The following is a 26786-nucleotide window of genomic DNA, read 5'->3' as shown; positions in this document are numbered from 1 at the left end:
AGGCTGAAGCATAGCGCGGAAGCCGACGAGGTCAGAACGGCGTCTGGCCGCCCGTCGCGCCGTAGACCTCGCCTGTCACGAAGCGCGCCTCATTGGAGGCAAGGAAGACATACAGCGGCGCCAACTCCGCCGGCTGGGCAGCCCGACCGAACGACGTGTGCGCGCCGAAGGACCGCACCTTCTCCTCCGGCATCGTCGAGGGAATCAGCGGCGTCCAGACGGGGCCGGGAGCAACGGCATTCACGCGCACGCCCTGCTCCATCGCGACCTGCGAGAGTCCCTTGGTGAAGTTGACGATCGCCGCCTTGGTGGGCGAGTAGGTGAGCAGGTTCGGGCTGGGATCGTACGCCTGGATGGACGCGGTGTTCAGGATCACGCTGCCGGCCTGCATCCGCGGCAGGGCCGCGCGGCAGATCCAGAACATCGCATAGACGTTGGTGCGGAACGAGCGATCGAGCTCCTCGGTGGTGAAGGAGGCGAGGTCGTCGTGCGTGACCTGATAGGCCGCGTTGTTGACGACGATGTCGAGACCGCCGAGCTCGTCGAACGCCCGAGCGACGAGCTGCTGGCAGTGGTCTTCGTGCTGGATGTCGCCGGGCACCGGCACGATGCGTCGTCCAGCCTCCTCGACCCAGCGACAGGTCTCGCGGGCGTCGCGCTCTTCCTCGGGAAGGTAGCTGATGAGGACGTCGGCGCCCTCCCGGGCGAAGGCGATGGCCACCGCCCGGCCGATGCCGCTGTCGCCGCCGGTGATCAGCGCCTTGCGGCCCTGGAGGCGCCCGAGGCCGCGGTACGACGTCTCGCCGTGGTCGGCCTGCGGCGTCATGTCCGCGTCGAGTCCGGGAGGCGCCAGCGGGGCCTGCGGGTATTCGGGCCTGGGGCCGGCTGGCCGGGGATCGGTGGGCGTCGGGTGCTGGAGGGGTTCTGGCATACCCCGGTATGTCTGCAAGGCGGGTACCGCGATCGCTCCACGGGGCCGGGCGGGTTCCGGCTCGGACCGTACGGCCCGCTCGGCGGGAGCGGACCTGACCCACAGTGCGGGGTTGCACCGTCGGCGTCAGGCGTCAGGCGTCAGGCGTCAGGCGTCAGGCGTCAGGCGTCAGGCGTTAGGCGTTAGGCGTTAGGCGTTAGGCGTTCAGAATGGTACCCATGTCCCAGTCCGCTGCCATCGCCGCCGTCACCCTCGCCCTGCGGATGCGCTTCGAAGAGGCGCTGCGCGCCCGAGCCGCCGGAGAGCGCTGCCTGGCCGACGTGCTGGTCACCACGCTCCCGGTCGATCGGGCTCGCACGGTGCATCACCGTTGCCAGTTGAACCTGACGCTCGCCACGGTCGCGGAGAGCGCAAGCATGAGGAACACGATGGGGCTTGGCGGGCGAGGAGGCGCGGGGGTGAGCACGCCGGCGCAGCTGGTCGACCTGCTGTACCTGATCACCGCGTACGGACCCGATGACGACGAGGTGGGGGCGCAGCGCGTGATGGGGGCCGCCCTGCGCGCGGTGCACGAGCAGCCGGTGCTGCCGTCGCTGTCGATTGCGGAGCTGCTGCCCGGTGCCGGCGTGTCCGGCACGCTCGATCAGCTGCGGGTGACGCAGGCGCCGCTTGCGCGTGAACAGATCGTCGCGTGGTGGCTCGCCTTCCACACGCCATATCGCCTGAGCGTCGCGCTGCAGGTGACCGGCGTGTCCCTGACGGGCATGCCGACTCCTGAACGCTGAACGCGGAACTCCGCCATCAGGTTCGGGGCGCGCGACGCTGGCCGCGGGGCGCGATCACGCCCCCTGCGTCGCTGCGCCGACCTTCGCGCCGCGCTGCTGCTGCGCGTGTGCGAAGAGCTCGAGGAGCGGCTCGGTCTGTTCGAGGCTGAGGCAGGCGTCGGTGATGCTCTGGCCGTACACCGCAGGCTTGCCGGGCACGTAGTCCTGCCGGCCTTCCACGAGATGGCTCTCGAGCATGGCGCCGAAGATGGGCCAGGCCCCCTCGGCGACCTGCGCCGCGATGGCGTGCGCCACGTCGGCCTGGCGCCGGTGGTCCTTCTGGCTGTTGCCGTGCGAACAGTCGATCATGACCCGCTCGGGCAACCCGCACTTGCGCAGGCGCTCGCAGGTGTCCTTGACGGCAGCGGCGTCGAAGTTGGGACCGGTGCGCGAACCGCCGCGCAGGATGACGTGGCACGTCTCGTTGCCCGTGGTCTCGAAAATCGCCGACACGCCCTGCTTGGTGACCGAGGGGAACAGGTGCGGCGACCGCGCGGACAGCACCGCATCGACGGCAATCTGGGTGGTGCCGTCGGTGCCGTTCTTGAACCCGACGGGCATGGACAGGCCCGAGGCCAGCTCGCGGTGCACCTGGCTCTCGGTGGTCCGGGCGCCGATCGCGACCCACGACGTGAGGTCGGCAAGGTGCTGCGGCAGCTGCGTGTCGAGGAACTCGCAGGCGGTCGGCAGGCCGAGCTCATTGACGTCGAGCAGCAGGCGCCGGGCGAGCCGCAGGCCCTTGTTGATGTGGTAGCTCTCGTCGAGGTCCGGGTCGTTGACCAGTCCCTTCCAGCCGACCGTCGTACGCGGCTTCTCGAAGTAGCACCGCATGACGGTGATCAACTGATCCTTGTACCTGTCGGCGATGGGCTTCAGGCGCTCGGCGTACTCCACCGCGGCGCGGGTGTCGTGAATCGAGCAGGGGCCGACGATGACCACCAGACGCCCGTCCTTGCCGGCGATGACGTCGGCGATGGCTCCGCGCCCGTTGGCGACGACGTTCGAGGCAGCCTCCGAGACGGGAAGCTCCTCGAGCAGGATGGCGGGCGGCAGCAGGGGGCGGACCTGTGTGATCCGTAGGTCGTCAGTCCGGCGGAACATGGCACCCGCCAGATTACCCGACCCTCTGACAAATGCCGAGGCGCGTGAGGGTCATAGACCCGGCCGAGGCCCACGGGCCCTCATCCGTTGCCTTTCTCGCTGTCCAGCATCGCCATCTGGTGGGCGTCGTAGCGGGTGCCGGCGATGGCGTCGGGCGAGATCGCGGTCTCGAGGCGGGACAGGTCCTCGGCCGACAGCGTGACCTCCAGCGCTCCGAGCGACTCGGCCAGCTGTGCGCGGGTGCGCGCGCCGATCACCGGCACGACCCACGCCTGACGAGCGAGCACCCAGGCGATCGCCAGCTGCGAGGACGTGGCGCCGCGCTCGGCGGCCAGCTGCGCCAGCGTCTCCACGACGCGGCGGTTACGCGCGCCGTTGTCGCCGGCGAACCGGGGCAGGTGGGCGCGGAAGTCCGTGGGCCCTTTCGGTGACGAACCACTCAACAACCCGCGCGAGAGCACGCCGTACGCCGTCACGCCGATGCCGGCCGAGGCGAGCGCCGGGAAGATGTGCGTCTCCGGGCCTCGACTCACCAGCGAGTACTCGATCTGCAGGTCCACGATCGGGTGGACGGCGGCGGCGCGACGGATGGTCTCGACTCCCACCTCCGACAGCGCCACGTGACGGATGTAGCCGGCCTTCACCAGGTCGGCCAGCGCGCCGACCGTCTCCTCGATCGGCACCTGCGGGTCGAGGCGCGCGGGACGGTAGACGTCGATGTAATCCACGCCGAGCCGGGTCAGGCTGTAGGCAAGGAAGTTCCTGATCGCCACCGGCCGCGTGTCCACGCCGCCCCAGCTGCCGCCGGGCCCGCGCAGGGCGCCGAACTTCACCGACAGCTGCACCCGATCACGCCGGCCGCGGATCGCCCGTCCGACGAGCAGCTCGTTGTGGCCGGCCCCGTAGAAGTCGCCCGTGTCGAGCAGCGTCACTCCCTGGTCGATCGCCGCCTGGATGGTCGCCACGCTCTCCTGCTCGTCGGCCGGGCCGTACATGCCCGACATGCCCATGCAGCCGAGTGCGAGCGGGAAGACGGACGGACCTGTCGAGCCGAGCTGGCGCGGTGCGTGAGTGGCAGAAGGCATGTCGCGATGATGCGCGGCAGGGGCGACGGCCACAAGACCTAGCCGCGCGGCGCCCAGATCGACCGGAGCGCCATCAGCCGCGTCGAGGCGCTCACCGGGCGACGACCGTCGATCCACTCGATGTGCGTGTACGGACGGGTCGGATACATGCGCTCGGTCATCACCGTTTCCCCCTCGTTGGCGAAGACCTCGAGGACCGACCTGTCGATCAGCACGCGCACGGGCACCTGCCCGGTCGCCCGCAGCGGGCCGACGTGCCGCTCGGCGTAGCCGGTCGGCGTCGTGCCGGCACGCGAATACCGCCTGTCGATCGACAACTCGCGCCGGTCCGCGCTGACCGCGATCCGCACCTCTTCGCCCGCCTCGTTGTAGAGCCTGAGGCCAATCTCGCCCGCGTCCCCACGCCCGACGACGAAGGTGATGTCGGCTGCCTCGGGCAGCACCGCCCGCTGCGCGAGCACCTGGTGTCGGGCGCCGTCCTTCTCGAACAGGCTCGAAAGGCCGCCGGCGGGCTGCTGGACCAGACGGAGGCCGTCGGGCGTCCGCCGCAAGCGGAGCCGACGCGGCAGCGACTGGGCGCCCCGCCAGGTCTCGGTCGGTTCCTCGTTGGCGTACTGCCAGTTGCTGGTCCACCCCATCCAGACCGGGCCCGGCACGCCGGCCGGCAGGTCCGCGAAGGACATCGAGGCGTAGAAGTCCTTGCCGTGGTCCACCCACCGTGGCGTGTCGGTCGGCCCGTCGGGCACGAAGCGGGTGCCGTCGAACGTGCCGACGAAGTACTGCCCGCCAGACCCGCCGTGCGGCGCGCCGGGGTTGATGTCCACGTCGAGCACCCACCGCGACTGCCCCGGGGCGTTCTCGATGGGCACCTCCATGAGGTCGGGGCACTCCCACACGCCGCCCGTCGCGCCTGCCGGGCCGAAGTCCGACAGCGTCGTCCAGGTCTTCAGGTCGGGCGAGCCGAAGAAGCGGACCTTGTGCTGGTCGGCCAGGACGGTGACCATGACCCAGCGGCGCGTCGCGGCGTGCCAGAACACCTTGGGATCACGGAACTCCTTCAGGCCGGGATCGATGACGGGGTTGCCGGCGTACCTGGTCCAGGTGCGCCCGCGGTCCTGGCTCACCGCGAGGTTCTGCGTCTGCCGACCATGGCCGTGCCCCGTGTAGATCGCCACCAGGCACGAGCGATCCTCGCCGTGTGGCCGGCACAGGCCGCTGCTGTTGTCGCGATCGACGACGGCGCTGCCCGAGAAGACCATGACGCCGTCCTGCTCGGTGAGGGCGACGGGCAGGTGCTGCCAGTGCAGCAGATCGGCGCTCACCGCATGCCCCCACGACATGTGGCCCCACGTCGTGCCCTGCGGGTTGTACTGGTAGAAGAGGTGATACTCGCCCTTGTAGTGCACGAGCCCGTTCGGGTCGTTCATGAAGTTGCGGGGCGGCGTGAAGTGGATGCGCGGCCGCAGCGGCTCCTCGTAGGCGCGCGCAACCGCACGCGGCGCTTGTGACGAGGCAACGGGGGCAGGGGCGGCCGCGAGCCACGCACCGCCGGCCATCGCCAGCAACGCGAGTCCCGAGGCGCGGACGGTCGGCGCGGCGCGGAAGAACATGGGTCTGCGGCAAGCCTACCGCAGACCCACGATCGTCCGGGTCGGGATGGGCGTCGCCGCATCGAGCGCTCGACGAGGAGGGGCGCCGCCACCGCGACAGGACGGGTGATCATGGGCTGACGGCGAGTACTGCTGCGCCCCCATGACCACCCGTGTTCCCGGGCCCGGTCGCCTCCCAACGCCCGACCCCGGGCAACGCCATGCGTCAGCCCGGACGGGCCGACGATCTCACTTCAGGCTCGCGGTGGCCTGCGCGGCGCCAGGGCGCAGCAGCGTGCCGAGCGCCGACGTCCCGGCCGCGAACGTCACGCCGTCGCTGCTGTTGTACATGGCGCGCTCCACCACCAGCTGGACCGGGGTCGCGCCCACGCTCTCGACGATGGCGCCGAAGCGCTTGCCGGATGCGCCGGGGAACTCGGCCCGCGTCGCGACGTTGAGCCGGCTGCTGCCGTTGATCGGGAAGTCCCTGGTGACGCTTGGCGATCCGTCGTCGAAGATCAGCGTCACCCGCACGGTGCCGGCGCTGGTCGACGTGTTGGCCACCAGGATGTAGGTGTCGGTGAAGAACGGCGCGCCGCCGACCTCGCCTTCGGCCAGACCCCACTTCTCGCCCGTCGCGATCGCGCCGGCCGTGTTGTGGCCCTCCACCCACTGCGTGAAGTCGCCGGCCCACCACATCGCCCGCTCGATCACCACCGGCACGTTGTTGGTCACCCGGAACGTCGTACCCATCGCCGTGTTGGCCAGGTCGGCGCCCTCGAAGTCCACCCAGATGTTGAAGCGGCTGTTGGCCGGGGCCGTGTACGTCTTGACCACCACCGAGCCATCGGGCTTGAGGTACGTGGCCTCGACGATCGCCGGGGCGTCGTTGGGGTTGGCAATCAGGTAGAACAGGTCGAAGAACGGCCCCGTGTTGCCCTCGGCGAAGTACCACTGCAGCGCGGGCGCCTCGACGCCGGCGCTCTCGTGCCCGAGGCTGAATTGCCTGCCGCCGACCGTGCGGTACATCGCGCGCTCGACGATCACCGGCAGGTCCGAGGTGATGTCGGCCGACACCTCGGCGGCGGCCAGCGCCGGATCCTCGAGGTTCACCCAGATGTTGAAGCGGCTGCGCGGCGCCACCTGGTACGTGCGCACCAGCGGCGCGCCGGTCGGCAACAGGTAGCGCACCTGCACGTTGGCCGCCGTGTTGTTCGGGTTCTGGATCAGGTAGAAGAGATCGAACCCGTTGATCGTCGCGCCCTCGGCCAGGAACCAGCGCGTCAGCGGACGGCCGATGCTCGTCTCGGCGTGGCTGCCGTACCGCCGCGTGTCCCACGTCATGGTGCGGTCGGCGATCAGCGGCTGGTCGGAGGTGACCTCGGTGGAGAACGCGGCGTTCTCGAGGCCGGCAATCTGCTCGGGGATGATCGTCTTGCGGTCGACGCCACCGAGCGACACCTGCTGGGTCACCTCGGTGCCGTCGCCCTTCTGGAACTTCAGCGTCGCGGTCGCCGGGTTGCCCGTCGCGTTGAGTAGCGCAATCTGCGTATCGAAGAACGTGCCCGTCGCGCCTTCCGCGAAGTAGCGCGTGAAGGTGCCCACCTGCGCGACGAAGAAGCCCGCGACTTCGTCCTTGCTGATGTTCGGGAAGGTCTGGCTCGCCGGATTGAACGCGAACGTCGCTCGGGTCGGCGTGACCGTCACCGTACGGCCGTTCACGATGCCCGTGAACTCGTAGTTGCCGTTCAGGTCGGTCGTCGTGGTGGCCGCCTGGTCACCACTGAGCGTCATCGTGACGCCGGGCACGCCGGTGTCGTTCAGGTCACGGACCTGCCCGGTGATCTTCCACACCAGCCGGCCCACGAAGTCCACGCCGGTCTGGTTGACGGTGGCGGCCGTGAGCGTGCGGGCGCCGGGCTCGAACACGCGGCCCGCGATGCTCGGAGTCACGGTGTAGGTGCCCTGCGGCAGGTTCGTGAAGCTGTACGTCCCGTTGTTGCCCGACGTCGTCGTGGCATTCACCGGGCCGGTGAGGGTGAGCGTGGTGCCTGGCAGGGCCGTGTTGATGCCCGTGCGGACCGTACCCGAGATGGAGATCACCTGCGGGACCGTCACGGTCGTGGTCGCCGAGGCGCTGTTGTTGGCCGGGACGCTGTCGGTGACGGTGCTGGTGACGGTGACGGTGGCGGCCTTGGCGCCCGTCGTCGCGTACCGCACCACGACCTGTCGCTGCGCCGTCTGGCCCACCGCCAGCGCGCCGAGGTTGAAGCTGAGCGTCCCGCCGGAGGGCGTCACGCCGCCGGTCGCGGAGACGAACGTGGCGCCCGCGGGCACCGCCATGGACATGGTCACCACGCCCGACGCCGACACGGACCCGAGATTGGTGGCCACCAGTGTGTACGTCACGTCGGCGTTGGGTGCGGCCGGATCCGGCGTGTCGGTGATCGTCACCGACAGATCTGCCGTGAGCTGCGAGAACTCCGACGTGTCGTTGGTGGTGAGGTCGGTGGCCGTGGCGGTGATGAACTGGGTCGCGACCAGGCCGCTGCCGAGCGCCGGTGTGGTGAACGAGGCGTTGCCGCTGCCGTTGGTGGTGACGTCGATGGCGCCGAGGAAGATCTGGCCCTCGCCGAAGCTCGAGGCGTCGGCCGCATCGTTGGCGAAGAACTCGAGGCGATATGTCCGGTTCGCCGCGCTGTTCAACGTGCCGCCAATCGTCACCGCGCCACCCGTGAACGACAGGCTCGTGACCACGGGGAAGTTCTGGCGGGAGACGTCGGTGTCGCCGGCGTCATTGACCAACGGGGTGATGTTGGCCTCGAGGTCGATGCCGAGCTGGCCGTTGCCGAAGATGCGATTGCCCAGGATGCGGTACCCGTCGTTGTTGCCGCCCGGGGCGAAGTCCTGCGAGACCTTGAGGCCGGCGCCGAGGTTCCCGCTGATCAGATTGCCCTCACCCGGCCCCGTGCCACCGACCAGCGTCGATGTCGAGCCGTTCAGGATGATGCCGTGGAAGTTGGGCACCGCTCCCGTGCCATCTGCCGTGGTGCCGATGAAGTTGCCCTGGATGGTCACGCTGTTGGCGCGGCAGGTGAAGCCGCCGCCGCATCCACCCACGGAGATGCCGGCAGAGCCGCCGTCACCGGAGAAGCTGATGCCGCTGATGACGTTGCGGTGCGCGGGCGTGTTGCCGCCGATGACCGCGTTCGGCTCCGGACCGCCCACGATCGCGTTGACGCGCACGCCGGCCTCGTCGAAGGGCAGCGCCACGGTGCCGGTCTTGTCGATGCCAATCAGGTTGCCGACGATGAGCACCGACGCGCCGCCGCTCACGACGATGCCGTTCTCGTTGTTGATGCTGTCGATGCCGCCGCCGATGACGTTCCGGTCCTGCGGCAGCAACCCGCCGACGGTGCCAGAGGCGTCCTGGAACCGGATACCGGACTGCACGGCCGTGGCGCCGCTGGCCAGCCCGTTGGCCGTGGTGCCGATGAAGCTTCCAGCGACGACGACGTTGGTGCCGGCCAGGACCTGGATGGGAGTGAAGCTGCCGTTGACGACGAGGCCGCGGATGGTGACGTTCGAGGTCAGGACCTGAATCGCCGGGTTGGCGCCGCCGCCGTTGATCTCGATGAGCGGCACGGCATTGATCGCGCCCGTGGCGTTCGTGTTCGGCGACGCCCCCGGCTGCGTGAAGCCGTCGATGGTCACCGCCTGGATGATGTTGGGCAACGCGCCGGTGAGCGTGATCGTCTGGACCCCGCTGCCCGGGATGTTGAAGGCGATGGTGTGGGGGCCCGACGATCCGTTGGCGGCGGTGATCGCCTCGCGCAGGCTGCAGTCGGCGTTGCAGGTGCCGTCGTTGGTATCGGCGGTCTTGGTGACGGTGAACGTGGCCGCGCTGGCAGCGGTCGCCGCGAGCGCCAGCGCAACGGCGGCCGCGGCGGACCGCAGCGCGGACCACGGGAAGAGACGGGTTGGCATCGGGAGGCTCCGGACGCCCGGGCGTCCCCACCGCGGGGACGCCTCTCGGCGCGTGGCGCGCAGAAGTAGCAGAGCCGAGCGGCCAGAATCGATGCCGGGGTGCACATATTTGTCTCCATGGGATCTCATCGCGCAAGTGGCTGCGTCCGAGGCCTTTGCGCAAGTCCGAGAGTCGCCGACCGAGCCGTTCAGGTAGGGCCGGTGCCATCGTTAGAGATAGGTGCATGCCCATGAGGCCCCCCGGGACACGCGTCCGGTTCGGCCGCTTCGAGCTCGATGCGGCCAATGTCGACCTCCGCAAGGACGGCCGCCGCATGCGCCTGCGCCCCCAGGCGCTCACCCTGCTCGGCCTGCTCGTGGACCGGGCGGGTGAGCTGGTCACGCGGGAGGAGGTCAGGGCGGCGCTGTGGCCGAACGACACGTTCGTGGACTTCGACCACGGCCTGAACTCGACGATCGCCGACGTCCGCAGGGTGCTGGGCGACTCGGCGGCACGCCCCCGCCTCATCGAGACGATCCCGCGCAAGGGCTACCGGTTCATCGGGACGGTGGAGGTGATCGACGACGCGCCGTTGCGTCGGGGACGGAGCGACCAGGCGAGCACGCCGGCCGACGACAGCGGCGGCGTGGCAATATTGCCCGCCCCGGTCGGTCCGGCGGTCCCGGCCGCAACGGAAGCGTCGACTGCCGGTCCGGGCCCGTCGGCCCGCGTGAAGGAGACCGTCCCCTCTGCCGGCAGCCATGAACGGCGACGCGTGATCGCGGGCGCTGCGGTGGCGGCGTGCCTGCTGCTGGCCGTGCGGTCGATGGCCGACTACCTCCCGTGGCGGGCACCCGCGACCGCTGCCGTCACCGTGGCGGCCCGGAGCCGCGACACGGAGCGCCCGGAAGCCTGGCAGGCTTACGCACGCGCCCGGGTGTACTGGAGCACGCGCAGTGACTGCGCCCGCGCGACGGTGGAGTATCGCGAGGCCGCCCGGCTCGATCCGGCGTTCGCCCTCCCGTGGGTGGGCATCGCCGACTGCTTCACGGTCAACGGGAACCGGCAGGAGGCGCAGGCGGCACTGGGCGAAGCCGAGCGCCGCGCCCCGAACCTCGGCGAAGTGCACGCGAGCCGTGGCTTCATCCGCATGTTCCTCGCCTGGGACTGGGTCGGCGCGGAGGAGTCGTTCACCACCGCGATGCGCCTGGCGCCCGAGTACGCGAGCGCCTGGCAGTGGGCCGGCCTGCTGTCCCTGTTCCGGGGCGATGTCGCGACGGCGCATTCGCGGTTGGCGCACGCCGTCGCGCTCGACCCCGCCTCGGCGGTGATTGCCTCCGACCTGGCGTGGGCGGAACTCGCGCGTGGTCGCCCTCGCGAGGCGCTCGACCTGTGCCGGCAGGCGCGGCGACTCACGCCCGAGATGGTGTTCAACGGGACGTGCCTCGCGGCGGCCTGGCAGCGGCTGGGGCGCCCCGACGAGGTCCTTGCGGTCCACACCGGGCAGTCACCGTCTCCGGGTGCGGACGCGGCGGCCGATCTGCAGGCCTACTACCGGACCCGCCTCGCCGGCGCGCTGGCGCGCCCGTCGATCCCGGCGCACACCACGTCGGCGCTGTATGCCGCGCTTGGCGACACGGACCGCGCGCTGTACTGGCTCGAGGTCGCGGTCCACAACCAGGAGTTCATGACGCCGTTCACCGTGCTCGACCCGAAGTTCGACAGCCTGCGCGGCCATTCGAGGTTCCGCGAGCTCATGGATCGCGTCGGGTTGGCGACGGGCGAACCGCACAGTTGAGCGCAGGACTCACGGCTCACGGCTCAGGGCTCAGGGCTCAGGAGCCAGCGGATTCGGCCACCGGCGGCACGACGCACGGACGCGCACCCGCGCGGGCACGCCGAGCGGCAGCGTCACGTCCTGCGTGCATCCGGCCAGTGTGCCAGCGCCGTCGGCGTCACGCGCCGGGCCGTGCGAAGCATCCACAGCGCGCGCGAGAGACGCCGGTCGTCGGCCGGGGTCCACGCAAGTCCGTACTGCTCACGGACATGCCGCGGCAGCAGGCCGATCGTGACGGTCGTGTTGAGCGTCCGTGCCGGCAGCACGAGCCATGAGCGTGGCGGGGTGAGCACGTCGCGCGCGAGGTCCCGCGCCGTGTCGCCGACGACGATCTGCCCGGAGGCGTGCATGCGGGCGACGTAGGCCTGGAGACTGCCCCAGTCACGCGGCACGTCCGCCTCGTGCGCGCCGAGGGAGAGCGCGGTCGGCGCCGACTCGCGGCACCAGGCGTCACGCTCGTCGTCGGCCAGCGGACGCACCACCCGATCGAACACGAGCGCCAGGGAGTCGAGCAACGTTGCGTGCACCCACAGCACGAGCGACGGATCCTCGGCCGAGTACGCCGTGCCCGCCGGCCACACGCCCACGCTTTCGCGCAGCTTCCCGTTCACTCGTCGGTGGATCGCGAGGATTCCCGCCAGCGCCCGACGGCGCGTGTCGTCGTCGCCGAACGTGAGGTGCCGCATCGCCGCCACGGTGTGGTGCAGCCGCACCGCGGCGCGCAACAGGCCGCCGCGAAAGGCGCTGTGGTCGGCCACGCCCTGTGCCACCAGCGGGTGGGCCAGTTGCAGCAGGATGGCCCGGCTCCAGCCAGCCAGCACGAGGCGCTCGGCGTTGATCCGCTCGGCGATCAGCATAGGTCCGGCGTACGGCTCAGGGCTCAGGGCTCAGGGCTCAGGGCTCAGGGCTCAGGGCTCAGGGCTCAGAAAGCATTCTGATGGGTGAGGCGAGCAGCAGGCGGTTCTTCGGGGTGATCGACGCCGGAATCGTCTGCGTCCAGACGGTGTAGCCGGCCTGCTCGAGACGCGCCGCTCGGCGCACGTCAATCGCCAGCGCCGGGTCCAGCCAACCGGTGAGCGGGCCGACGTCGCACGTATCCACGTCGTGACAGCACGGCAGCACGGCAACTCCCGTTCCGGCAGCGATGACGCGGTCGAGGATGAGGTCCGTGAGTTCGCCGCACGCGTGGCTCGACACCACCACGTCGTCCTCGTGCAGCGACACGTCATCGAGTGGCGACGACACGACCTGCACGCGGTCGCGCAGCCGGGGCCACTCCTCGACAAGCACGTCGTGCAGGCGCGCGGCGGACGGAGGCACCACCGTGTCCACGGCAATGGCACGCGGCGAGGTGTCGTCGAGCAGCAGCATCACGTGGGCGAGCAGGCCGTGGCCCGCCGCGAGATCGACGACGCGGCCGCCGCGGAAGCGCCGACGGGCGCGGCGCGCCACTTCCCAGGCTTCGTAGAGCTCCTTGCGAGGGAGCACGCCGGCGCGACACACCGCGCGCGCCAGGCGATCGAACAAGGACCCGGACGGGAAGCGTCCGAGGTCCTTGTCGGTGAGGCGGGACTTCGAGCCGTGGGAGAACGACACGGAACGGCAGTCGGCGGTCGGCAGTCGGAAGTCGTAGAGCTCAGGGCTCAGGGCTCAGAAAGCACAGTGACAGGATGATCTCCGAGCCTTGAGCCTGAAGCCTTGAGCCGTCGGCCTACCTGATCGCGGTGAGCACCGCCGACAGCGCCTTCATGCGCGCCGCGTCGGCGCCGGTCATGGTGGCGGCCCGTTCGCCGAGGCGCCCGGCAATCATCGTCAGCTGCGACGCATCGCCACCCTTGACGGCACCGGTGAGCATCGGCGCGCGGTCGGCTGGCACGGCACCCGAGCGCACGAGCTGGTCGACGTACGCCAGCGCCACCGCGCGATTGGCGGGCCAGCTCACCTTGTCCTGGTGCTGCACGTTGAACGCCTTGGCCTGCACGGCCGACGCGGCATCGAGTTCGTTCTGCGTGAGCAGGTCGCCCGGCGTGAGGCGCAGCACGTCGACGCCGCGCGACATCTCCGAGCCGAACACGTAGCCGTTGAACCAGTACGCCGACCAGTACCCGCCCGTGATCAGGTTCTTCTCGTCGAGCGGCCCGCGGTCGAAGAAGGCGATCTCCTTCGGGTTGGACGAGTCGGTGAAGTCCATCACCGAGATGCCGCCCTGGTACCAGGCCTGCACCATCAGGTCGCGGCCCGGGACGGGCACCAGCGATCCGTTGTGCGCCACGCAGTTCTCGGTCGCCGTCTGCGGCGCAGGCAGCTTGTAGTAGCTCTTGAACACCAGCTTGCGATCGACGATGTCGAAGATGGCATTGGCGCCCCAGTTGGGCTGGTCGGTGGCCTGGCAGCGCGGACGCATGCCGCCGCCCCACTCGTCGGTGAACACGACCTTCGTGCCGTCGTTGTTGAACGTCGCCGAGTGCCAGTAGGCGAAGTTCTTGTCGGCGACGTAGTCGAGCCGCTTCGGACTCGCCGGCTGCGAGATGTCGAGGAGGATGCCGTTGCCCGAGCACGCGCCCGCCGCGAGGCCGACCTCGGGGAACACCGTGATGTCGTGGCACTGGTTGGTGACCGACGTCTTCTGCGTGCCAGGACCATGATCGCCACCGGCCCAGAGCCCGGCGATGTTGCCGGTCTTCTCGTCGGCGAAGATGCGCGGCCGGGCCACGACCTTCGCATCCTGCGGACGCGCCACGGGCACCTGGATCACGTCGATGCTGAAGAGCGCCGTCTCGGGATCCTCCTTCGGATCCTTGCCCGAGCAGCCGGCCAGTTCCTCGGCCGAGCGCGCCGTGGACGTGCCGGATCCGTACACGTACACGTTGGCCGGATCCTTCGGGTCGGTCACCAGCGTGTGGGTGTGCGAGCCGCGGCAGGTCTGCACCGCCGCGACCTGCTTCGGCGTGCGGATGTCGCTGATGTCGAAGATGCGCACGCCGCGGAAGCGATCCTTGCTGACCGGATCCTCCACGCCGTTGACACCGCAGTCGAGCCTGCCGCGCGTCTGCTCGACCGACATGAAGAGCAGGTTGCCGTGCACCGAGACGTCGCCCTGCCCACCGGGGCACACGACCGACGTGATCAGCGTCGGCTTGGTGGGCGTGCTGACGTCGTAGATGTTGAACCCGCTGAAGTTGCCGACGAAGAGGTGCGTGCCGCTGAAGGCGAGGTCCGAGTTGGCGAAGTTGAGGCCGCCCCAGGACCGCTGCGGCCGCTTCACCGCGGCATCGGCGGCCGGCTTGGGCGACGGCTTGGGCGCCGGCTTGGCGGCCGCGTCGGCCTTCTTCTCGCCGTCTTCGTCCGGCATCCGCGGGTTCGGCTCGCCGGCCGGGAACTTCGGGTCGAAGAACCCCTCCGGCTTGGGCAGGTTGGCCAGCAGCTCGAGACCCTTGGCCGCCACGCCGGCATCGCGCAGCCCGGCCTTCAGGCCGACGCGCGGATCGGAGGACGCAGGCCCTGGTGTCGCGGCGGGAGCCGCGGGCGCCTGCTGGGCCTGCTGGGCGGCCGCCGGCACTGCCAGCGCCACCACGAGGGCCGGGGCGGCCCACACACGAACGACACGCTTCATTTGCCGAGCTCCTTCAACAGCGCGCGCATGCGCGCAATCTCCATCGCCTGATCCGCCTCGACATCCGAGGCGAAGTCGAACATCTCCGCTTCCTGTCCCCCGCCCGGCGTCGCGAACAGTTCCTTCACCATCGTCAGCGCGCCCTCGTGGTGCTGGATCATGCCGGCGAGGAAGAGGCGGTCGAACTCGGGGCCGCTGGCCGCGGCGAGCTGCTGCATCTGCGCGGCCGTCAGCATCCCGGGCATCTGCCCGTGCGCCGTGTGGTGGGCGTGCGGGTCGGGCAGCGCCTCACCGCGGCGCATCAGCCACTCGCGCATCATCTGCATCTCGTCGCGCTGCGAGACGTCGATCCGGAGCGCCAGCCGCTTCAGGTCGGCGTTCCGGCTGCGCGACTCGACGAGGGCGACCATCTCGAGCGCCTGTGCATGATGGCCAATCATGCCCTGCATGAATCGCGTGTCGGCTGCCCCATGGGCGACCCGTGAGGTGTCGGTGGCCTCGGCGGCCGAGATCTCCCGGGTGGGCTGCCCGGGGGCGCCGGGCTGGACCAGGCGGGGCGATTGGGCGCGGGCGACGGCACCTGCGGCGAGCAGGCACGCGATCACCTGGGCGGCACGGGCGGTCGGGCTGGGGCGCACCACGCGATCATCACACACCGTTGCTGCCGGAAACATGCCCTGACGCCGCGCCGCGACGAGGCCGGGCCGCGGGCGCCCGGTGGGTCGCGGGCCGACGGGCGTCGACGCGCCGCCTGCACGGGACGCCGTGTCCCCGCTCGGAGGCACTCGGATGGCTGGTCGTGGCCGCCACAGTTCTGCCAACGCTCTTTCTCGAACGCATGAATATTGCAGAGCAAACTTCCTCAGGGTGGCAGGTGTCACCCACAGGAGGTCCCTCGTGAAGGAACAGGCTACCCCGCCGCTCGATCAGACACGTCGTACGTTCTGCGCCCACACCTGCCTTTCGGCGGCAGCGGTCGCCCTCGGCGCGCTTTCCAGCGCCTGCGGCGGCAGTGGCAGCTCCTCGACGAGCCCGGGAGGGTCCGGCAGCACGGGCACCGGCCTCGGCACGGCCAACGCGACGGTCTCAGGGCGCACCGTCACCGTGGCGCTCGACGGATCGCCGCTGACCGGCCCGGGCACGGCCGCCCTGGTGCGCACCGGGGTCGGCAGCTACCTGGTCGCGCGGACGGGAGCCGACACGTTCACGGCCCTCACGGCCACGTGCACGCACGAGAGCCAGACCGTCAACAACTGGACCGGCAGCCAGTACGTGTGCACCGCGCACGGCGCGATGTTCAACACGTCGGGCACCGTGGCCAGAGGACCCGCCAACCGGGCGCTCACCGCCTATCCCACGACGTTTGCCAACAACACCGTGACGTTCACGGTGTAGACCAGGGTCCTGGCCGCAGGCTCCGGGCCGGGCCGCCCGGCGGATGCCGGGGCGAAGTCAGGCAACCGCTCGCCGCCACCCGGAGTCTCACAAACGGTGACCGACATCTCCCTGCCGACCGACCCGTCCCGCCGCGCCTTCTGCAGCCTCGGCTGCCTGTCGGCCGCCGCCACGCTCGCGACGCTCACCGCCGCGTGCGGGGGCGGTGGCAGCAACAGCACGAGTCCGGGCGGTTCTGGAAGCACCGGGTCGCCGCTGGCCAGCGCGACGGGGACCGTGAACGGCCGCACCGTGAGCGTGCCGCTCGAGGGGGCGCTCGCCACCGTCGGTGGTGCGGCACTTGTGCGCACCGCCATCGGCAACTACCTGGTGGCGCGCACCGGGCAGGACACCGCGACGGCGCTCACGGCCACCTGTACCCACGAGAGCAACCTGATCACCAACTTCACCGGCAGCCAGTTCGCGTGCACGTTCCACGGGTCGCTGTTCACTACGAGCGGCAGCGTGGCCCGCGGCCCGGCCACCAGGCCGCTCACCAGCTTCCCGACCACGGTGGCCGGCAACGCGGTGACATTCACCGTGTAGGAGCCGGGAACTGGCCGCTGGGAGCCGGGACGTGAGTCCTAAGCCGTAAGCGCTACTCGCTCGGCCGCATGTTCCTGATCGCGCTGATGCGCCAGCCGACCGCGCCGCGCACCATGACGAACGTCGTCCACATGCGTCGCGCCGGCGTCGACGCCGTGGCGGCAATCTCGTAGCGGCCATCGACGATCGCCACGTCGAGGGTGGGAAATCGCACCGATTCCACCTCGATGGTCCGCACGCCGCCGCTGCGCGCCGAGGAGGCGAGACCTCCGGTCACCACGGCCTCGCGTCCCCGCCGCCACTCGCCCGTCGACACCAGTTGGTCGGCGTCCTCCATCAACAGCGCCGCGAGGCCAGCGGCGTCGCGGGCCTCGCGCACGGCGACGTACCGGGCGACGACCGCCTTGACCGCCGCCACCTGATCGGCCGACGGAGCTTGCGCCGCGCCGACGCGGTTGGCGGGGACCACGATGATCAACGACAGCACGAGACCGGCGAGCAGGTGACGCATGGGAGTGGCTCCTCGACGCAACGGGGTGATGGTCGAAGCATAGCGGACCGGCGCGCTGCCGACCGGCGAACTGGTGTACGTTCACGAGGTCGTCGCGCCGCGGGGCGTGACGCGCCACCGCGCCGCCGCGGCGCTTCTGCGGAGACTCCCATGGACGCTCCCGTACCCGATCTCGCGCATCGCGAACGACACCGCACCGACCGGATCGGCTGGCTGCGCGCCGCGGTGCTCGGCGCCAACGACGGCATCGTGTCCACCGCCAGCCTGGTCGTGGGGGTGGCGGCGGCCGAAAGCGGCCGCCAGGGAGTGCTGGTCGCCGGGGTCGCGGGACTGGTCGCCGGAGCCCTGTCCATGGCCGCCGGCGAGTACGTGTCTGTCAGTTCGCAGTCCGACACCGAGCGCGCCGACCTCGATCGCGAGCGCCGCGAACTGGCCGCAGCGCCTGCGGCCGAGGAAGATGAACTGACGGGCATCTACGTCGCACGCGGGCTCGCTCCCGACCTGGCCCGCGAAGTCGCCCGCCAGCTGACCGCGCATGACGCGCTCGGCGCGCATGCGCGCGACGAGCTCGGCCACTCGGTGGAACTGGCGGCCCGGCCGTTGCAGGCAGCGGTCACGTCGGCCGCGACCTTCGCGGTCGGCGCCGCACTCCCCCTGGCGGTGGCAGCGCTCGCGCCGGTGCCGTGGCTCACCGCGGCCGTGTCGGGCGCGTCGCTGGTGGCACTGGCGCTGCTGGGCGGGCTGGCCGCGAGCGCCGGTGGCGCCTCACCGGTGGCCGGGGCCACCCGCGTCGCCTTCTGGGGCGCCCTCGCGATGGGTGTCACGGCCGCGGTGGGCGCCTGGTTCGGCGCCGTGGTATAGCACCGGCATGGGCATCGACGTCGTCGCCGAATCCGGCACCACCTTCCGCGTCGTCGTCACCGACGACCGTGGCAGCAGCACGCACCTGGTCACGGTGATGCCGAGCGACGTGGAGCGCTACGCGCCGGGCTCGACGCCCGAGGAACTGCTGGAGGCGGCGTTCGGCTTCCTGCTCGCACGAGAGCCGAAGGAGTCCATCCTGGCGCGGTTCGACCTGCCGGTGATCGAACGGTACTTCCCCGAGTTCGCCGCGGCGATGCACCACCATGGCCAATAGCGTCGGCCTGCGACGGGCGCGCGTGCCCGCCGCGCACCTGCCGGAGGGGCTCGACGTGATCGCCTGCTATCCGTCGATCGGCGACGAGCAGGCGATCGCCTTCGGTCCGTACACCCTCGATGCGGTCGAGCAGGGGGTGCCGACGCCCGGGCCCTGGCCCGTGGTGGTCGTGTCGCACGGATCGGGAGGCTCGCCGCTGACGCACCGCGGGCTGGCGCGCCACCTGGCCAGCGCCGGCTGGCTCGTGCTGCTCCCGACGCACCCCGGCAACAACCGCGACGACAACTCGCTGGCCAACGGCACCGAGATCCTGGTGCAGCGCCCGCGGGACGTGTCGGCGGTGATCGACTGGGCCGCGTCGCCCGACGGCTTCGCACGCCATGCCGAGACGCGCGCCGTGGGCGTGGTGGGCCACTCGATGGGAGGGTATACGGCACTGGCGTTGGCAGGAGGGCGACCGTACACCGTCGCGCGCGACACGCCAGGGATGGCGGCGGAGCCGATCCCCGTCGACGCCGACCCGCGAGTGACCTGCGTCGTGCTGCTGGCGCCCGCGGCGCCGTGGTTCATCCCGGAGGGGTCGCTGTCAGACGTGACGGTGCCGGTGCTGCCGCTGACCGGTGCCCTCGACGCGATGACCGGCAGTCACGGCGACATCGTCAACGCTCGCCTGCCCGCCACGACGCCGATCACCAGCCGCGTGGTGCCCGGCGCCGGCCACTTCTCGTTCCTGACGCCATTTCCCGCGCACATGACCAATCCGGCGTTCCCGCCCTCGCAGGATCCCCCGGGTTCGACAGGGAGGGGTTCCACGCGACTCTGTATCCAGAGGTCGCCGCGTTCCTGCGGCAGGGCTAGGATCCGGCACTTCACGCCGGTACGTTGGCGCCGTTCCACCCGTTGGCGTCCTTGTCGGACTGGAAAACGCGGTCGATGGTGACCACCACCTGCGCGCCCTCCTTCCGGATCGGGAAGCGATCCATGTTGCGCGTCGCGCGTCCCGACGTGAAGGTGCCGTCGGGCGTGTAGCGCGAGGTGTGCTTGGAGCACTGGAAGCGGCCGTCCTTGGGCAGCCAGCGCACGGCGGCGTTCTCGTGCGGGCACACGAGCGACATCGCGTAGACCTTGCCCGCGTAGCGCACGAGGATGACCTGCGACGCACGATCGATGCTCGCGCCGTCGGCCGACGGGATCGGGTACTTGCGCTCGTTGCCATTGCCCTGCGCCTCGATCTCCGACACGGGCAGGGCGGCGACGTCGCCAGGAAGGCCGAGCGCGGCGAGCGTGAACACGCCGCAGGCGCTGCCGGCGATGAAGCCGCGACGACTCAGGCGGTCACAGGGCATTGGGCACCACGGTTCCCGCCAGGGTGGTCGCCAGCCAGAGGATCAGGCTGGCGATTGCGGCCAACCGCAGCAGACCGTGACCATTGCTGCCGCGCGCCGCGACGCGCGACTCGGCCCACATGATCAGCAGGCCGTTGCACAGCAGCGCCACGAACAGCCCCATCTTGATCCAGAAGGGCCGCGACTCGAGCAGCGCGTCGAGGTCCTTGAGCAGCAGCAACGCGCCACTGGCGACGATGACGGCCAGGCAGGCGATGACGAAGCGGTGCAAGGCGTGCACCCGCGCGATCTCGTGCGATACCGCGTCGTCGTCGCGGCGCAGCGCCGACAGCATCGCGAGATCCGCGGTGACCGCCGCGCCCCCGCCGCAGATCAACCCGCCGAAGTGCGCAAACGACACGGCACTGCGGATCGCGACCGAGTTCGAGTAGACCGACGCCCAGGTCTCTGCCAGTTCCCTGATCGCCACGTCAGTCTCCGAACAGCATGATGAGGTACGCGGTGGTCGACATCGCGATGGCCGAGATGACCACCGCCCGGTGCGTGGACTTCTGGCTGTCGTAGTCGCCGCCCTCGCCAGGGCCGGTCGCGGCGGTCGCGACGAAGCCGACGTCGGCGCCCATCATCAGGAGTGCGTGGGCCCACTTCCGCTTGCCGAAGGTCGGATCCTTGCGCGCCTCGAGCAGGTTCCACACGCCGGTCACGGTGTTGACGGCGAAGAGCGCGCCAATCGCGCCGCCAATCACCAGGTGCGCGTCCTTCTTGCCCTCGGTCGGGCTCGAGTAGAGCGAGCTGCCGATGATCGCCTCCGCCCCGAACAGTGGCAGCGTGGCCCAGCTCGCCAGCTTGTGAATCTTCGCCCGCTTCTGGTAGCCCTCGCTGTACTCGAACGCCAGCTTCGGGGCGGGCGTGGTGGCCACCGGCTGCGCATCGACCGGCAACAGGGCGGCAGGGTCGGACAGCAGCGGGGTCACCGAGGTGGGCGCCGAGGCGTCCCCTGCACCGGCAGGCACGGCTGCGGCCAGCGGCACGGCCAGCAGCGGAATTGCAGGTTCGGTGTCGAGGGTCGCGGCAATCTGTGCCGAGACGGGGGACCCCATCGCCATCGCGGCGACGAGGAAGGCGGACAGGGCGGGTAGGCGCATCGACGGACCCTTTGACTCGGCGGCGATCGGGGATCGCCAGGGACATCAGGCGGTGCAAGACACCGGGGCCCTGATCATCGACGTCGCGGTTAAGGCTCGGATGAGAAAACCTTGTGGAATCTGTGGCAGAGCCCGGTCCGGTGGCGCCCGACGTGTCGATGGCCAGGACACATCGCGGCATTTCGCCTCAACCAGCGCGGTTTGCCGCCAGCCCGATGCCGCCCAACGGACGGGTCACCACCCGGTCGCTGAAGCCGGCAATCAGCGGGCGGGCCCTGCTGATGGCCTCCCGGACGGCCGGCAGCGACAAGGACGCCTTGTGGCTCGCTTCGCTGTCCCAGACCTCGGTCACCCACAGCGCGTCGTCGACGCTCGGGTCGCGCGCGACGATGTAGCTGAGACAGCCGGGCATGCCCGCTACCGAGAAGTCGAGGAGGATGGCGGCGAGTGCCTCGCGATTGCCGGGCGTCGCCGTGATCTTGCCGATGAGTCCGTACATGCCTGATGGCTCCTGCATGCGGCGCGCCAATCCGACCCCGACAGCGGCGCAGAGGAAGCCCCTGCGGTCCACGCCCGGATCACCCGGTGTCGACGAGGCGGCGCCACGCGCCGTCGGCCCGGCAGGCGTGTCCATCGCGGCACCGTACCACAGGCCCGCCCCTGTACCATGCAGGGCATCCCCGAGTGTCATGAGCCGCTCAAGTTCGAACACGCCGCCAGCCGTCACGGGGCGCGAGTGCTACCACTGCAAGCAGTGGATCGCGCCAGGCGAGACCCACGACTGCTGGACCACGACCGAGGCTGCACTGCTGCGGGACCTTGACGAGGACCTGCGCGAGGCGTACGACCGCATCCGGGAGGAAGCGGTGGCGTGCGGTGACCAGCGGATCTACGCCTCCCACCATTCGATCATGTTCTCGCGGCGCGCCTGCTTCTGCTTCGTGCGGCCGCGCCGCCGCTGGCTCGACGTGTGCGTGTTCCTCGGTCGCGGCGTCACCAGTCCACTGCTGTGGAAGGCGATGCCGAGTTCGCGCACCAAGATTGCGCACCTCTTCCGCATCACCCACCGGGATCAGGTCGAGGCGCCGTTGACCGAGTGGTTGGCCGAGGCCTGGGCGATGTCCGGGCAGCCTGCGCCGCGCGGCGCCGCCACGGCCGCCGACGAGCCGGCTTCGGCACGCAAGCGAGCCGCGAAGAAGCGGTGAGCGTCGGGATCGCGACTGCGCGCCGCGATCAGGGCTCCCGCACGTCGGCGTAGAGCCGCGCCAATCGGTGCGCGTGTTCGTCGTAGGCCGCCTCGAACAGCTGCGTGGCCCGGTCTGGCCCGACGATGGCGCTCGCGGTGAGCACGGTCGGCGGGCGCCCGGCCGCCGTCAGTCGCAGGGCGACCTCGGCCTTGAGGCAATTCACCAGCGCACAGCCGCCGATGGTCGAACCGGGCGCGACCGGCGTGTCCAACCGGTCCACTCGCACCATCGCGTCGCCGACCGGCGCGCCCGTGTCCAGGACCAGGTCGGCGAAGTCCTGCAGGCGACGGCCGTCGGCCCGGCGGCTCGCGCTCGCTTCGCTGTGGGCCCGGCTCACGATCGCCACCACGCGCACGCCGCGCCGCTGGAACTCCTCGGCGATCTCGATCGGCACCACGTTGCAGCCGCTCGAGCTCACGACCAGCGCGGCGTCCTGTGACGAGGTCGAGAAGTTGCGCAGGATGCGCGCGGCAAGCCCTGACACGTTCTCGAGGAACATGGCCTGCCGCTGCCCGTTGGCGCCGACCACCGGGTTGTGGAAGGTGAGCGAGAGCTCGACGATCGGGTTGAAGCCCGGGAACGAGCCATACCGCGGCCACAGTTCCTCGACCATGATGCGACTGTGGCCCGATCCGAACACGTGGACCATCCGGTCCGCGAGGATGGCGTCGGCGAACCAGCCGGCCGCCGTCTCGATCGCCGCCTGCTGTGCGCGCACCGTCGCGAGCACGCGCTCGCACGCCTCCAGGTACTGCCCTGACGGGGTCATGCCGTCGACTCCCTTGCGTGGGCGGCCGCGCCGATCGCGCCCGCCTCCTCACCCAGTTCGGCGAGCACGATCTCCACGCCCTCGCCGAGCGGGCGCCATTCGTACTCGTCCATCCAGCGGCGCAGCGGCGCCAGCAGCGATTCGCCGGCGTGCATCGCGATGCCGCCGCCCAGGATCACCCGCGCCGGATCGACCGCGTTGACGATCGACACGATGCCCGCGGCGAGCAGTTGGACGCTGGACTCCCACACCGCGCTCGCCCATGCCTCGCCCTGCCGGTGCGCCGCGACGAGCGCTGCCGTGTCGGAGCATCGTCCCGCGGTGCGACGCACGATGGAGCAGTTGCCGATAGCCTCCTCGAGGCTGCCGGGCGTGTTCACGATGTCCTTCTCCCCCGGCGCGCTGACCGCCATGTGCCCGAGGTGGCCGGCACGGCCGACATGGCCGCGCAGCACGCGGCCATCGCACATCACCGCGCCGCCGACGCCGGTGCCGATCGTCAGCAGGACCACGTCCCGACAGCCGCGCCCGGCGCCGAGCGCGACTTCGCCGGCCAGCGCCGCCTGCGCGTCGTTGATGACCGGCACCCGCGCGGAACGTCCGAGCGCCGCGGCCCAGTCGAGCCCCTGCAACTCCTCGAGGCGACCCCGCATCCAGACGACCGTGTCGTCGCGCACGAGGCCGGGGCACGCCACGCCGACGCGGGCCGGCCCGTGCAGCATCTCGAGCCGTGCCAGTTCGCGCGCCACGTCGGCGGCCAACTGCCGCGCCGGCGAGTCGTCGGTCGGGATGCGCGAGCGATCGACGGGCGTCCCCGCAGCGTCGAGCACCACGAGCTTGGTGAAGGTGCCGCCGACGTCGATGCCGATGACCGGGCCGCTCACGCGGTGACGCCCCAACCGCCGTCCACGGCGATGACCTGCCCGGTGACGAAGCGCGATTCGTCGGAGAGCAGGTAGATCACCGCGCCGTCCACGTCGGAAGCCCGGGCCGGGCGCCCGCCGTCGAGCGGCTGCCTGGCGGTCACGTAGGCGACGATCTCGGGATCGCTGATGGCGCGGGCGGCCATCGGCGTGTCGACAAGGCCCGGCGCGATCACGTTGAAGCGGATGTCGCGGCCGGCATAGTAGGCAGCGCAACTGGTGGTGAGGCCGATCACGCCGGCCTTGGCGGCCGCGTAGGCGTGCGTCGCGAAGTGGCGTGGCGCCGGCGACCTCGCAAGCACGGAGGCCATGTTGACGACCGAGCCGCCATGACCGGCCTCGAGGAAGTATCGGGCCGCGGCCCGATTGGAGAGGAACAGGGCGGTGAGGTTGATGTCGAGGGTGTGCTGCCAGCCGGCGTCCGACACGGCATCGAGCGGACCATCGCCCGCCCGTCGTCCGCTGCCGCCGGCGACGTGGAAGACGCCGTCCACACGGCCGTGCGCGGCCACCGCGGCGTCGATGAGTCCGGTCGCGAACCCGCTCGTCGTCGCATCGCCGCCCAGGCAGGGCACGTCGGCCCCCAGTCGCGCGCGCGCCTCGTCGAGCGCGGCATCTTCACGTCCACCCACCACGACGCGGGCGCCCGCACGCCGGCAGGCGAGCGCGGCCGACAGACCCATGCCCGACGTGCCACCGACGATCACGATGGACCGTCCTGCGAGCCGCCCCGTCTGCATGCGCGACAGTGTACTCGGACGGCTCAGGGCTCAGGGCTCGGGCTCAGCATGCTGACAAGGTGAACGCTCTCCGAGCCTCGAGCCTGTCGCCTCGAGCCATTCCGGCATCGCGGCATTGCTGCGTTCCTCTACACTACGCCCCATGCCCGCGGCCCTGCGCACCACCGTCATCGGCAGCTATCCCTTCCCCGCCTGGCTGGAGTTGGCCGGCGCGCACCTCGACGAATTCGGCCCCGACGACGTCGCCGAACTGCTCGACGACGCGGTGGCGGCAGCGGTGCGCGATCAGGTGGTGGCCGGCCTGGACGTGATCAGCGACGGCGAGCAGACGCGCCTGGACTTCAACCTCTCGTTCTACGGCTTCCTCGAGGGGCTCGCTCCCGAGCCTCCGTCGCGACGCCGGTTCGGTCCTCCTGGGCACGACCAGCGCGGCAAGCACGAAGTCGTCGGCACCCTGGCCGCACCGCGCGGACTGGGCACCGTCGCCGACTTCGAGCGCCTGCTGCGCCTCGCCCCGCCGGGCGTGGGGCTCAAGGCGAGCGTGCCGGGTCCGTACACGCTCAGTGGCCGTCTGCTGTCCAACCGCCAGTATCCCGATCGCTGGGCGCTCGCCGAGGCCCTCGTGCCGATCGTGCGGTCCGAACTCGAGGCGCTGGTGGCGGCCGGATGCCGCGATGTCTGCGTGGACGAGCCGTCGATGAGCTGCTACGCGCACCGCGAGGACCCGGCGCGCTTCGTGCGGCTCTTCAACGACACGGTCGAAGGCGTCAGGGGCCGCACGCGCCTGTCGACCCACCTCTGCTTCGGCAATTACAAGGGGCGGGCGATCGCGCCGCGTCGCTACGCCGCGCTGTTCCCCGCCTTCCTCGACGCCCATGTGGACGAACTGCACGTGGAAATGGCCAGCCGCGAGTTCGCCGAGATCGAGATCATCGAGCCGATCACGCAGCGGATGGACGTCGCCGTCGGGGTGATCGACGTCAAGAGCTACTGGATCGAGACGCCGGAGGAAGTCGCCGCGCGGGTGCGCCGGTGCCTCGCGTTCGCGGCGCCGGAGCGGCTGGCGTTCGCGCCCGACTGTGGCCTCAGCCAGACCGCCCGCTGGGCGGCGCGCCCCAAGCTGGCCAACATGGTGGCCGGCGTGCGCCGCGTCCGCGAGGAGCTCGGACTGTCGTGATCGTCCCGTACCAGCAGGACGACGCGCTGCTGCTCGACATCGGCGCGGCCGCCGACCACGACGGCCACGCCCACCTGTGGTGGCTGGGGCAGAGCGGCTTCCTCGTGCAGTTCGACGGCTGGCACCTGTTGCTCGATCCGTACCTGTCCGACTCGCTCACTGCAAAGTACGCGGCCACCGACCGGCCGCACATCCGGATGACCGAGCGCGTCATCGACCCCGGACGCCTCGACTTCATCGACGTCGTCACCTCGAGCCACAACCACACCGATCACCTCGATGCCGAGACGCTGAAGCCGCTGCGCTTCGCCAATCCCGCCATCACGCTCGTGGTGGCCGAGGCCAACCGGGCGTTCGTCGCCGAACGGCTCGGCGTGGCCGCAGAGGTGCCCGTCGGCGTGGCTGTGGGCGAGCACGTGGACGTCGGCCCCTTTCGCATCGAGGCCGTGCCAGCCGCGCACGAGGCGTTGTCGCCGGAGTTCGTCGGGTACGTGGTGCGCTGTGGCGAATGGACGCTGTACCACAGCGGCGACACCGTGCGCTTCGAGGGCATGGCAGACCTGCTGCGGCCCCACCAGGTCGACGTCGCCCTGTTGCCGATCAACGGGCGGGCGCCCGAGCGGCGTGTCGCCGGCAACCTCGACGCGCGCGAGGCGGCGGTCCTCGGGCGCGACATCGGCGCGCGGGTGGTCATCCCCTGCCACTACGAGATGTTCACGTTCAATACCGCCGATCCAGCGACCTTCGTGGAGGCGTGCCACGAGGTCGGGCAGCAGTGCCACGTGCTGCGCTGCGGCGAGGGATGGACCACCGCCGCTCTCGGTGAGGGCACGCCAGGCACTCCCTGATCGTCGGCCGCGCAC

General features: G+C 70.8%; 27 protein-coding genes. 10 read left to right on the top strand and 17 right to left on the bottom strand.

From position 1 onward, the window contains the following. Window positions 1-31 precede the first annotated feature (31 nt). Window positions 32-931, bottom strand: coding sequence for an SDR family oxidoreductase (locus tag TBR22_RS01105; RefSeq protein WP_239491103.1), 900 nt, complete (start codon window positions 929-931; stop codon window positions 32-34). A gap of 218 nt (window positions 932-1149) precedes the next feature. Here TBR22_RS01105 and TBR22_RS01100 point away from each other — a divergent pair, with 218 nt between their 5' ends. After that, window positions 1150-1716 (top strand): DUF4255 domain-containing protein, encoded by a 567-nt coding sequence (locus tag TBR22_RS01100; RefSeq protein ID WP_239491102.1) that lies wholly within the window; start codon window positions 1150-1152, stop codon window positions 1714-1716. A gap of 54 nt (window positions 1717-1770) precedes the next feature. Here TBR22_RS01100 and TBR22_RS01095 read toward each other — a convergent pair whose 3' ends face one another. The 4 genes from TBR22_RS01095 to TBR22_RS01080 form a co-directional block, all read right to left on the bottom strand. Beyond that, on the bottom strand, window positions 1771-2856 hold the full coding sequence (locus TBR22_RS01095; RefSeq protein ID WP_239491101.1) for a 3-deoxy-7-phosphoheptulonate synthase: 1086 nt from the start codon (window positions 2854-2856) through the stop codon (window positions 1771-1773). Window positions 2857-2936: 80 nt separating this feature from the next. Further along, window positions 2937-3941, bottom strand: a complete 1005-nt coding sequence (locus tag TBR22_RS01090) for an aldo/keto reductase (RefSeq protein ID WP_239491100.1) — start codon at window positions 3939-3941, stop codon at window positions 2937-2939. Window positions 3942-3979: 38 nt separating this feature from the next. Next, on the bottom strand, window positions 3980-5551 hold the full coding sequence (locus TBR22_RS01085; RefSeq protein ID WP_239491099.1) for a glycoside hydrolase family 32 protein: 1572 nt from the start codon (window positions 5549-5551) through the stop codon (window positions 3980-3982). Between the two features lie 228 nt (window positions 5552-5779). After that, a complete protein-coding gene (locus TBR22_RS01080) occupies window positions 5780-9517 on the bottom strand; it encodes a carboxypeptidase regulatory-like domain-containing protein (RefSeq protein WP_239491098.1) in 3738 nt (1245 codons plus the stop codon). A 224-nt stretch (window positions 9518-9741) separates the two neighbouring features. On the opposite strand from TBR22_RS01080, the gene TBR22_RS01075 reads away from it, so the two are divergent. Continuing rightward, window positions 9742-11295 (top strand): winged helix-turn-helix domain-containing protein, encoded by a 1554-nt coding sequence (locus TBR22_RS01075; RefSeq protein ID WP_239491097.1) that lies wholly within the window; start codon window positions 9742-9744, stop codon window positions 11293-11295. A 113-nt stretch (window positions 11296-11408) separates the two neighbouring features. Here TBR22_RS01075 and TBR22_RS01070 read toward each other — a convergent pair whose 3' ends face one another. From TBR22_RS01070 to TBR22_RS01055, 4 genes are all read right to left on the bottom strand, one after another. Next, window positions 11409-12191 carry an oxygenase MpaB family protein gene (locus TBR22_RS01070; protein ID WP_239491096.1) on the bottom strand — a complete coding sequence of 261 codons (783 nt, stop codon included), beginning with the start codon at window positions 12189-12191 and terminating at the stop codon, window positions 11409-11411. Window positions 12192-12249: 58 nt separating this feature from the next. After that, the gene (locus tag TBR22_RS01065; protein WP_239491095.1) at window positions 12250-12930 is read right to left on the bottom strand and encodes an SAM-dependent methyltransferase; all 681 of its coding nucleotides are present in this window, start codon (window positions 12928-12930) and stop codon (window positions 12250-12252) included. Window positions 12931-13045: 115 nt separating this feature from the next. Continuing rightward, window positions 13046-14947: an LVIVD repeat-containing protein gene (locus tag TBR22_RS01060; protein ID WP_239491094.1), complete on the bottom strand. Its 1902-nt coding sequence runs from the start codon at window positions 14945-14947 to the stop codon at window positions 13046-13048. Beyond that, entirely contained in the window at window positions 14944-15585 is a 642-nt protein-coding gene (locus tag TBR22_RS01055; protein ID WP_239491093.1) for a DUF305 domain-containing protein, read from the bottom strand. The genes TBR22_RS01060 and TBR22_RS01055 overlap by 4 nt, the downstream gene beginning before the upstream one ends. A 259-nt stretch (window positions 15586-15844) precedes the next feature. Between TBR22_RS01055 and TBR22_RS01050 the strand changes: the two genes are divergently transcribed. Beyond that, window positions 15845-16342 carry a ubiquinol-cytochrome c reductase iron-sulfur subunit gene (locus TBR22_RS01050; protein WP_239491092.1) on the top strand — a complete coding sequence of 166 codons (498 nt, stop codon included), beginning with the start codon at window positions 15845-15847 and terminating at the stop codon, window positions 16340-16342. Window positions 16343-16438: 96 nt separating this feature from the next. Then, entirely contained in the window at window positions 16439-16927 is a 489-nt protein-coding gene (locus TBR22_RS01045; RefSeq protein WP_239491091.1) for a Rieske 2Fe-2S domain-containing protein, read from the top strand. A 52-nt stretch (window positions 16928-16979) separates the two neighbouring features. Here the strand turns inward: TBR22_RS01045 and TBR22_RS01040 are convergent, their stop codons facing one another. Then, entirely contained in the window at window positions 16980-17438 is a 459-nt protein-coding gene (locus tag TBR22_RS01040; protein ID WP_239491090.1) for an SgcJ/EcaC family oxidoreductase, read from the bottom strand. Window positions 17439-17588: 150 nt separating this feature from the next. Here TBR22_RS01040 and TBR22_RS01035 point away from each other — a divergent pair, with 150 nt between their 5' ends. From TBR22_RS01035 to TBR22_RS01025, 3 genes are read left to right on the top strand one after another with little or no spacing between them, the layout of a single operon-like run. Continuing rightward, window positions 17589-18299 carry a VIT family protein gene (locus TBR22_RS01035; protein ID WP_239491089.1) on the top strand — a complete coding sequence of 237 codons (711 nt, stop codon included), beginning with the start codon at window positions 17589-17591 and terminating at the stop codon, window positions 18297-18299. Window positions 18300-18306: 7 nt separating this feature from the next. Further along, window positions 18307-18576 carry a hypothetical protein gene (locus tag TBR22_RS01030; RefSeq protein ID WP_239491088.1) on the top strand — a complete coding sequence of 90 codons (270 nt, stop codon included), beginning with the start codon at window positions 18307-18309 and terminating at the stop codon, window positions 18574-18576. Beyond that, window positions 18566-19516 carry an alpha/beta fold hydrolase gene (locus TBR22_RS01025; protein ID WP_239491087.1) on the top strand — a complete coding sequence of 317 codons (951 nt, stop codon included), beginning with the start codon at window positions 18566-18568 and terminating at the stop codon, window positions 19514-19516. The genes TBR22_RS01030 and TBR22_RS01025 overlap by 11 nt, the downstream gene beginning before the upstream one ends. Here the strand turns inward: TBR22_RS01025 and TBR22_RS01020 are convergent. The 4 genes from TBR22_RS01020 to TBR22_RS01005 form a co-directional block, all read right to left on the bottom strand. Then, window positions 19446-19922 carry a ubiquinol-cytochrome c reductase iron-sulfur subunit gene (locus TBR22_RS01020; RefSeq protein ID WP_239491086.1) on the bottom strand — a complete coding sequence of 159 codons (477 nt, stop codon included), beginning with the start codon at window positions 19920-19922 and terminating at the stop codon, window positions 19446-19448. The genes TBR22_RS01025 and TBR22_RS01020 overlap by 71 nt on opposite strands. Next, entirely contained in the window at window positions 19912-20391 is a 480-nt protein-coding gene (locus tag TBR22_RS01015) for a hypothetical protein (RefSeq protein WP_239491085.1), read from the bottom strand. The genes TBR22_RS01020 and TBR22_RS01015 overlap by 11 nt, the downstream gene beginning before the upstream one ends. 1 nt (window position 20392) lies before the next feature. Beyond that, complete coding sequence (locus tag TBR22_RS01010; protein WP_239491084.1) at window positions 20393-21067, bottom strand: hypothetical protein; 675 nt, start codon at window positions 21065-21067, stop codon at window positions 20393-20395. A gap of 187 nt (window positions 21068-21254) precedes the next feature. Next, window positions 21255-21701, bottom strand: a complete 447-nt coding sequence (locus tag TBR22_RS01005) for a putative quinol monooxygenase (protein WP_239491083.1) — start codon at window positions 21699-21701, stop codon at window positions 21255-21257. Window positions 21702-21756: 55 nt separating this feature from the next. Between TBR22_RS01005 and TBR22_RS01000 the strand changes: the two genes are divergently transcribed. After that, on the top strand, window positions 21757-22272 hold the full coding sequence (locus tag TBR22_RS01000) for a DUF5655 domain-containing protein (protein ID WP_239491082.1): 516 nt from the start codon (window positions 21757-21759) through the stop codon (window positions 22270-22272). A gap of 28 nt (window positions 22273-22300) precedes the next feature. Here the strand turns inward: TBR22_RS01000 and TBR22_RS00995 are convergent, their stop codons facing one another. From TBR22_RS00995 to TBR22_RS00985, 3 genes are read right to left on the bottom strand one after another with little or no spacing between them, the layout of a single operon-like run. Beyond that, window positions 22301-23083, bottom strand: a complete 783-nt coding sequence (locus tag TBR22_RS00995) for a sugar isomerase domain-containing protein (RefSeq protein ID WP_239491081.1) — start codon at window positions 23081-23083, stop codon at window positions 22301-22303. Then, window positions 23080-23967, bottom strand: coding sequence for an ROK family protein (locus tag TBR22_RS00990; RefSeq protein ID WP_239491080.1), 888 nt, complete (start codon window positions 23965-23967; stop codon window positions 23080-23082). The genes TBR22_RS00995 and TBR22_RS00990 overlap by 4 nt, the downstream gene beginning before the upstream one ends. Then, window positions 23964-24746 (bottom strand): SDR family NAD(P)-dependent oxidoreductase, encoded by a 783-nt coding sequence (locus TBR22_RS00985; RefSeq protein ID WP_239491079.1) that lies wholly within the window; start codon window positions 24744-24746, stop codon window positions 23964-23966. Before TBR22_RS00985 ends, TBR22_RS00990 begins: the two co-directional genes overlap by 4 nt. Window positions 24747-24888: 142 nt before the next feature. Here TBR22_RS00985 and TBR22_RS00980 point away from each other — a divergent pair, with 142 nt between their 5' ends. Both TBR22_RS00980 and TBR22_RS00975 read left to right on the top strand, forming a co-directional pair. Continuing rightward, window positions 24889-25923, top strand: a complete 1035-nt coding sequence (locus tag TBR22_RS00980; RefSeq protein WP_239491078.1) for a hypothetical protein — start codon at window positions 24889-24891, stop codon at window positions 25921-25923. Then, window positions 25920-26771 carry an MBL fold metallo-hydrolase gene (locus TBR22_RS00975; RefSeq protein ID WP_239491077.1) on the top strand — a complete coding sequence of 284 codons (852 nt, stop codon included), beginning with the start codon at window positions 25920-25922 and terminating at the stop codon, window positions 26769-26771. Before TBR22_RS00980 ends, TBR22_RS00975 begins: the two co-directional genes overlap by 4 nt. The last annotated feature ends 15 nt before the right edge of the window (window positions 26772-26786 follow it).

The organism is Luteitalea sp. TBR-22, from assembly GCF_016865485.1.
Taxonomy (GTDB): Bacteria; Acidobacteriota; Vicinamibacteria; order Vicinamibacterales; family Vicinamibacteraceae; genus Luteitalea.
This window is presented reverse-complemented; position numbering and strand designations above follow the sequence as displayed.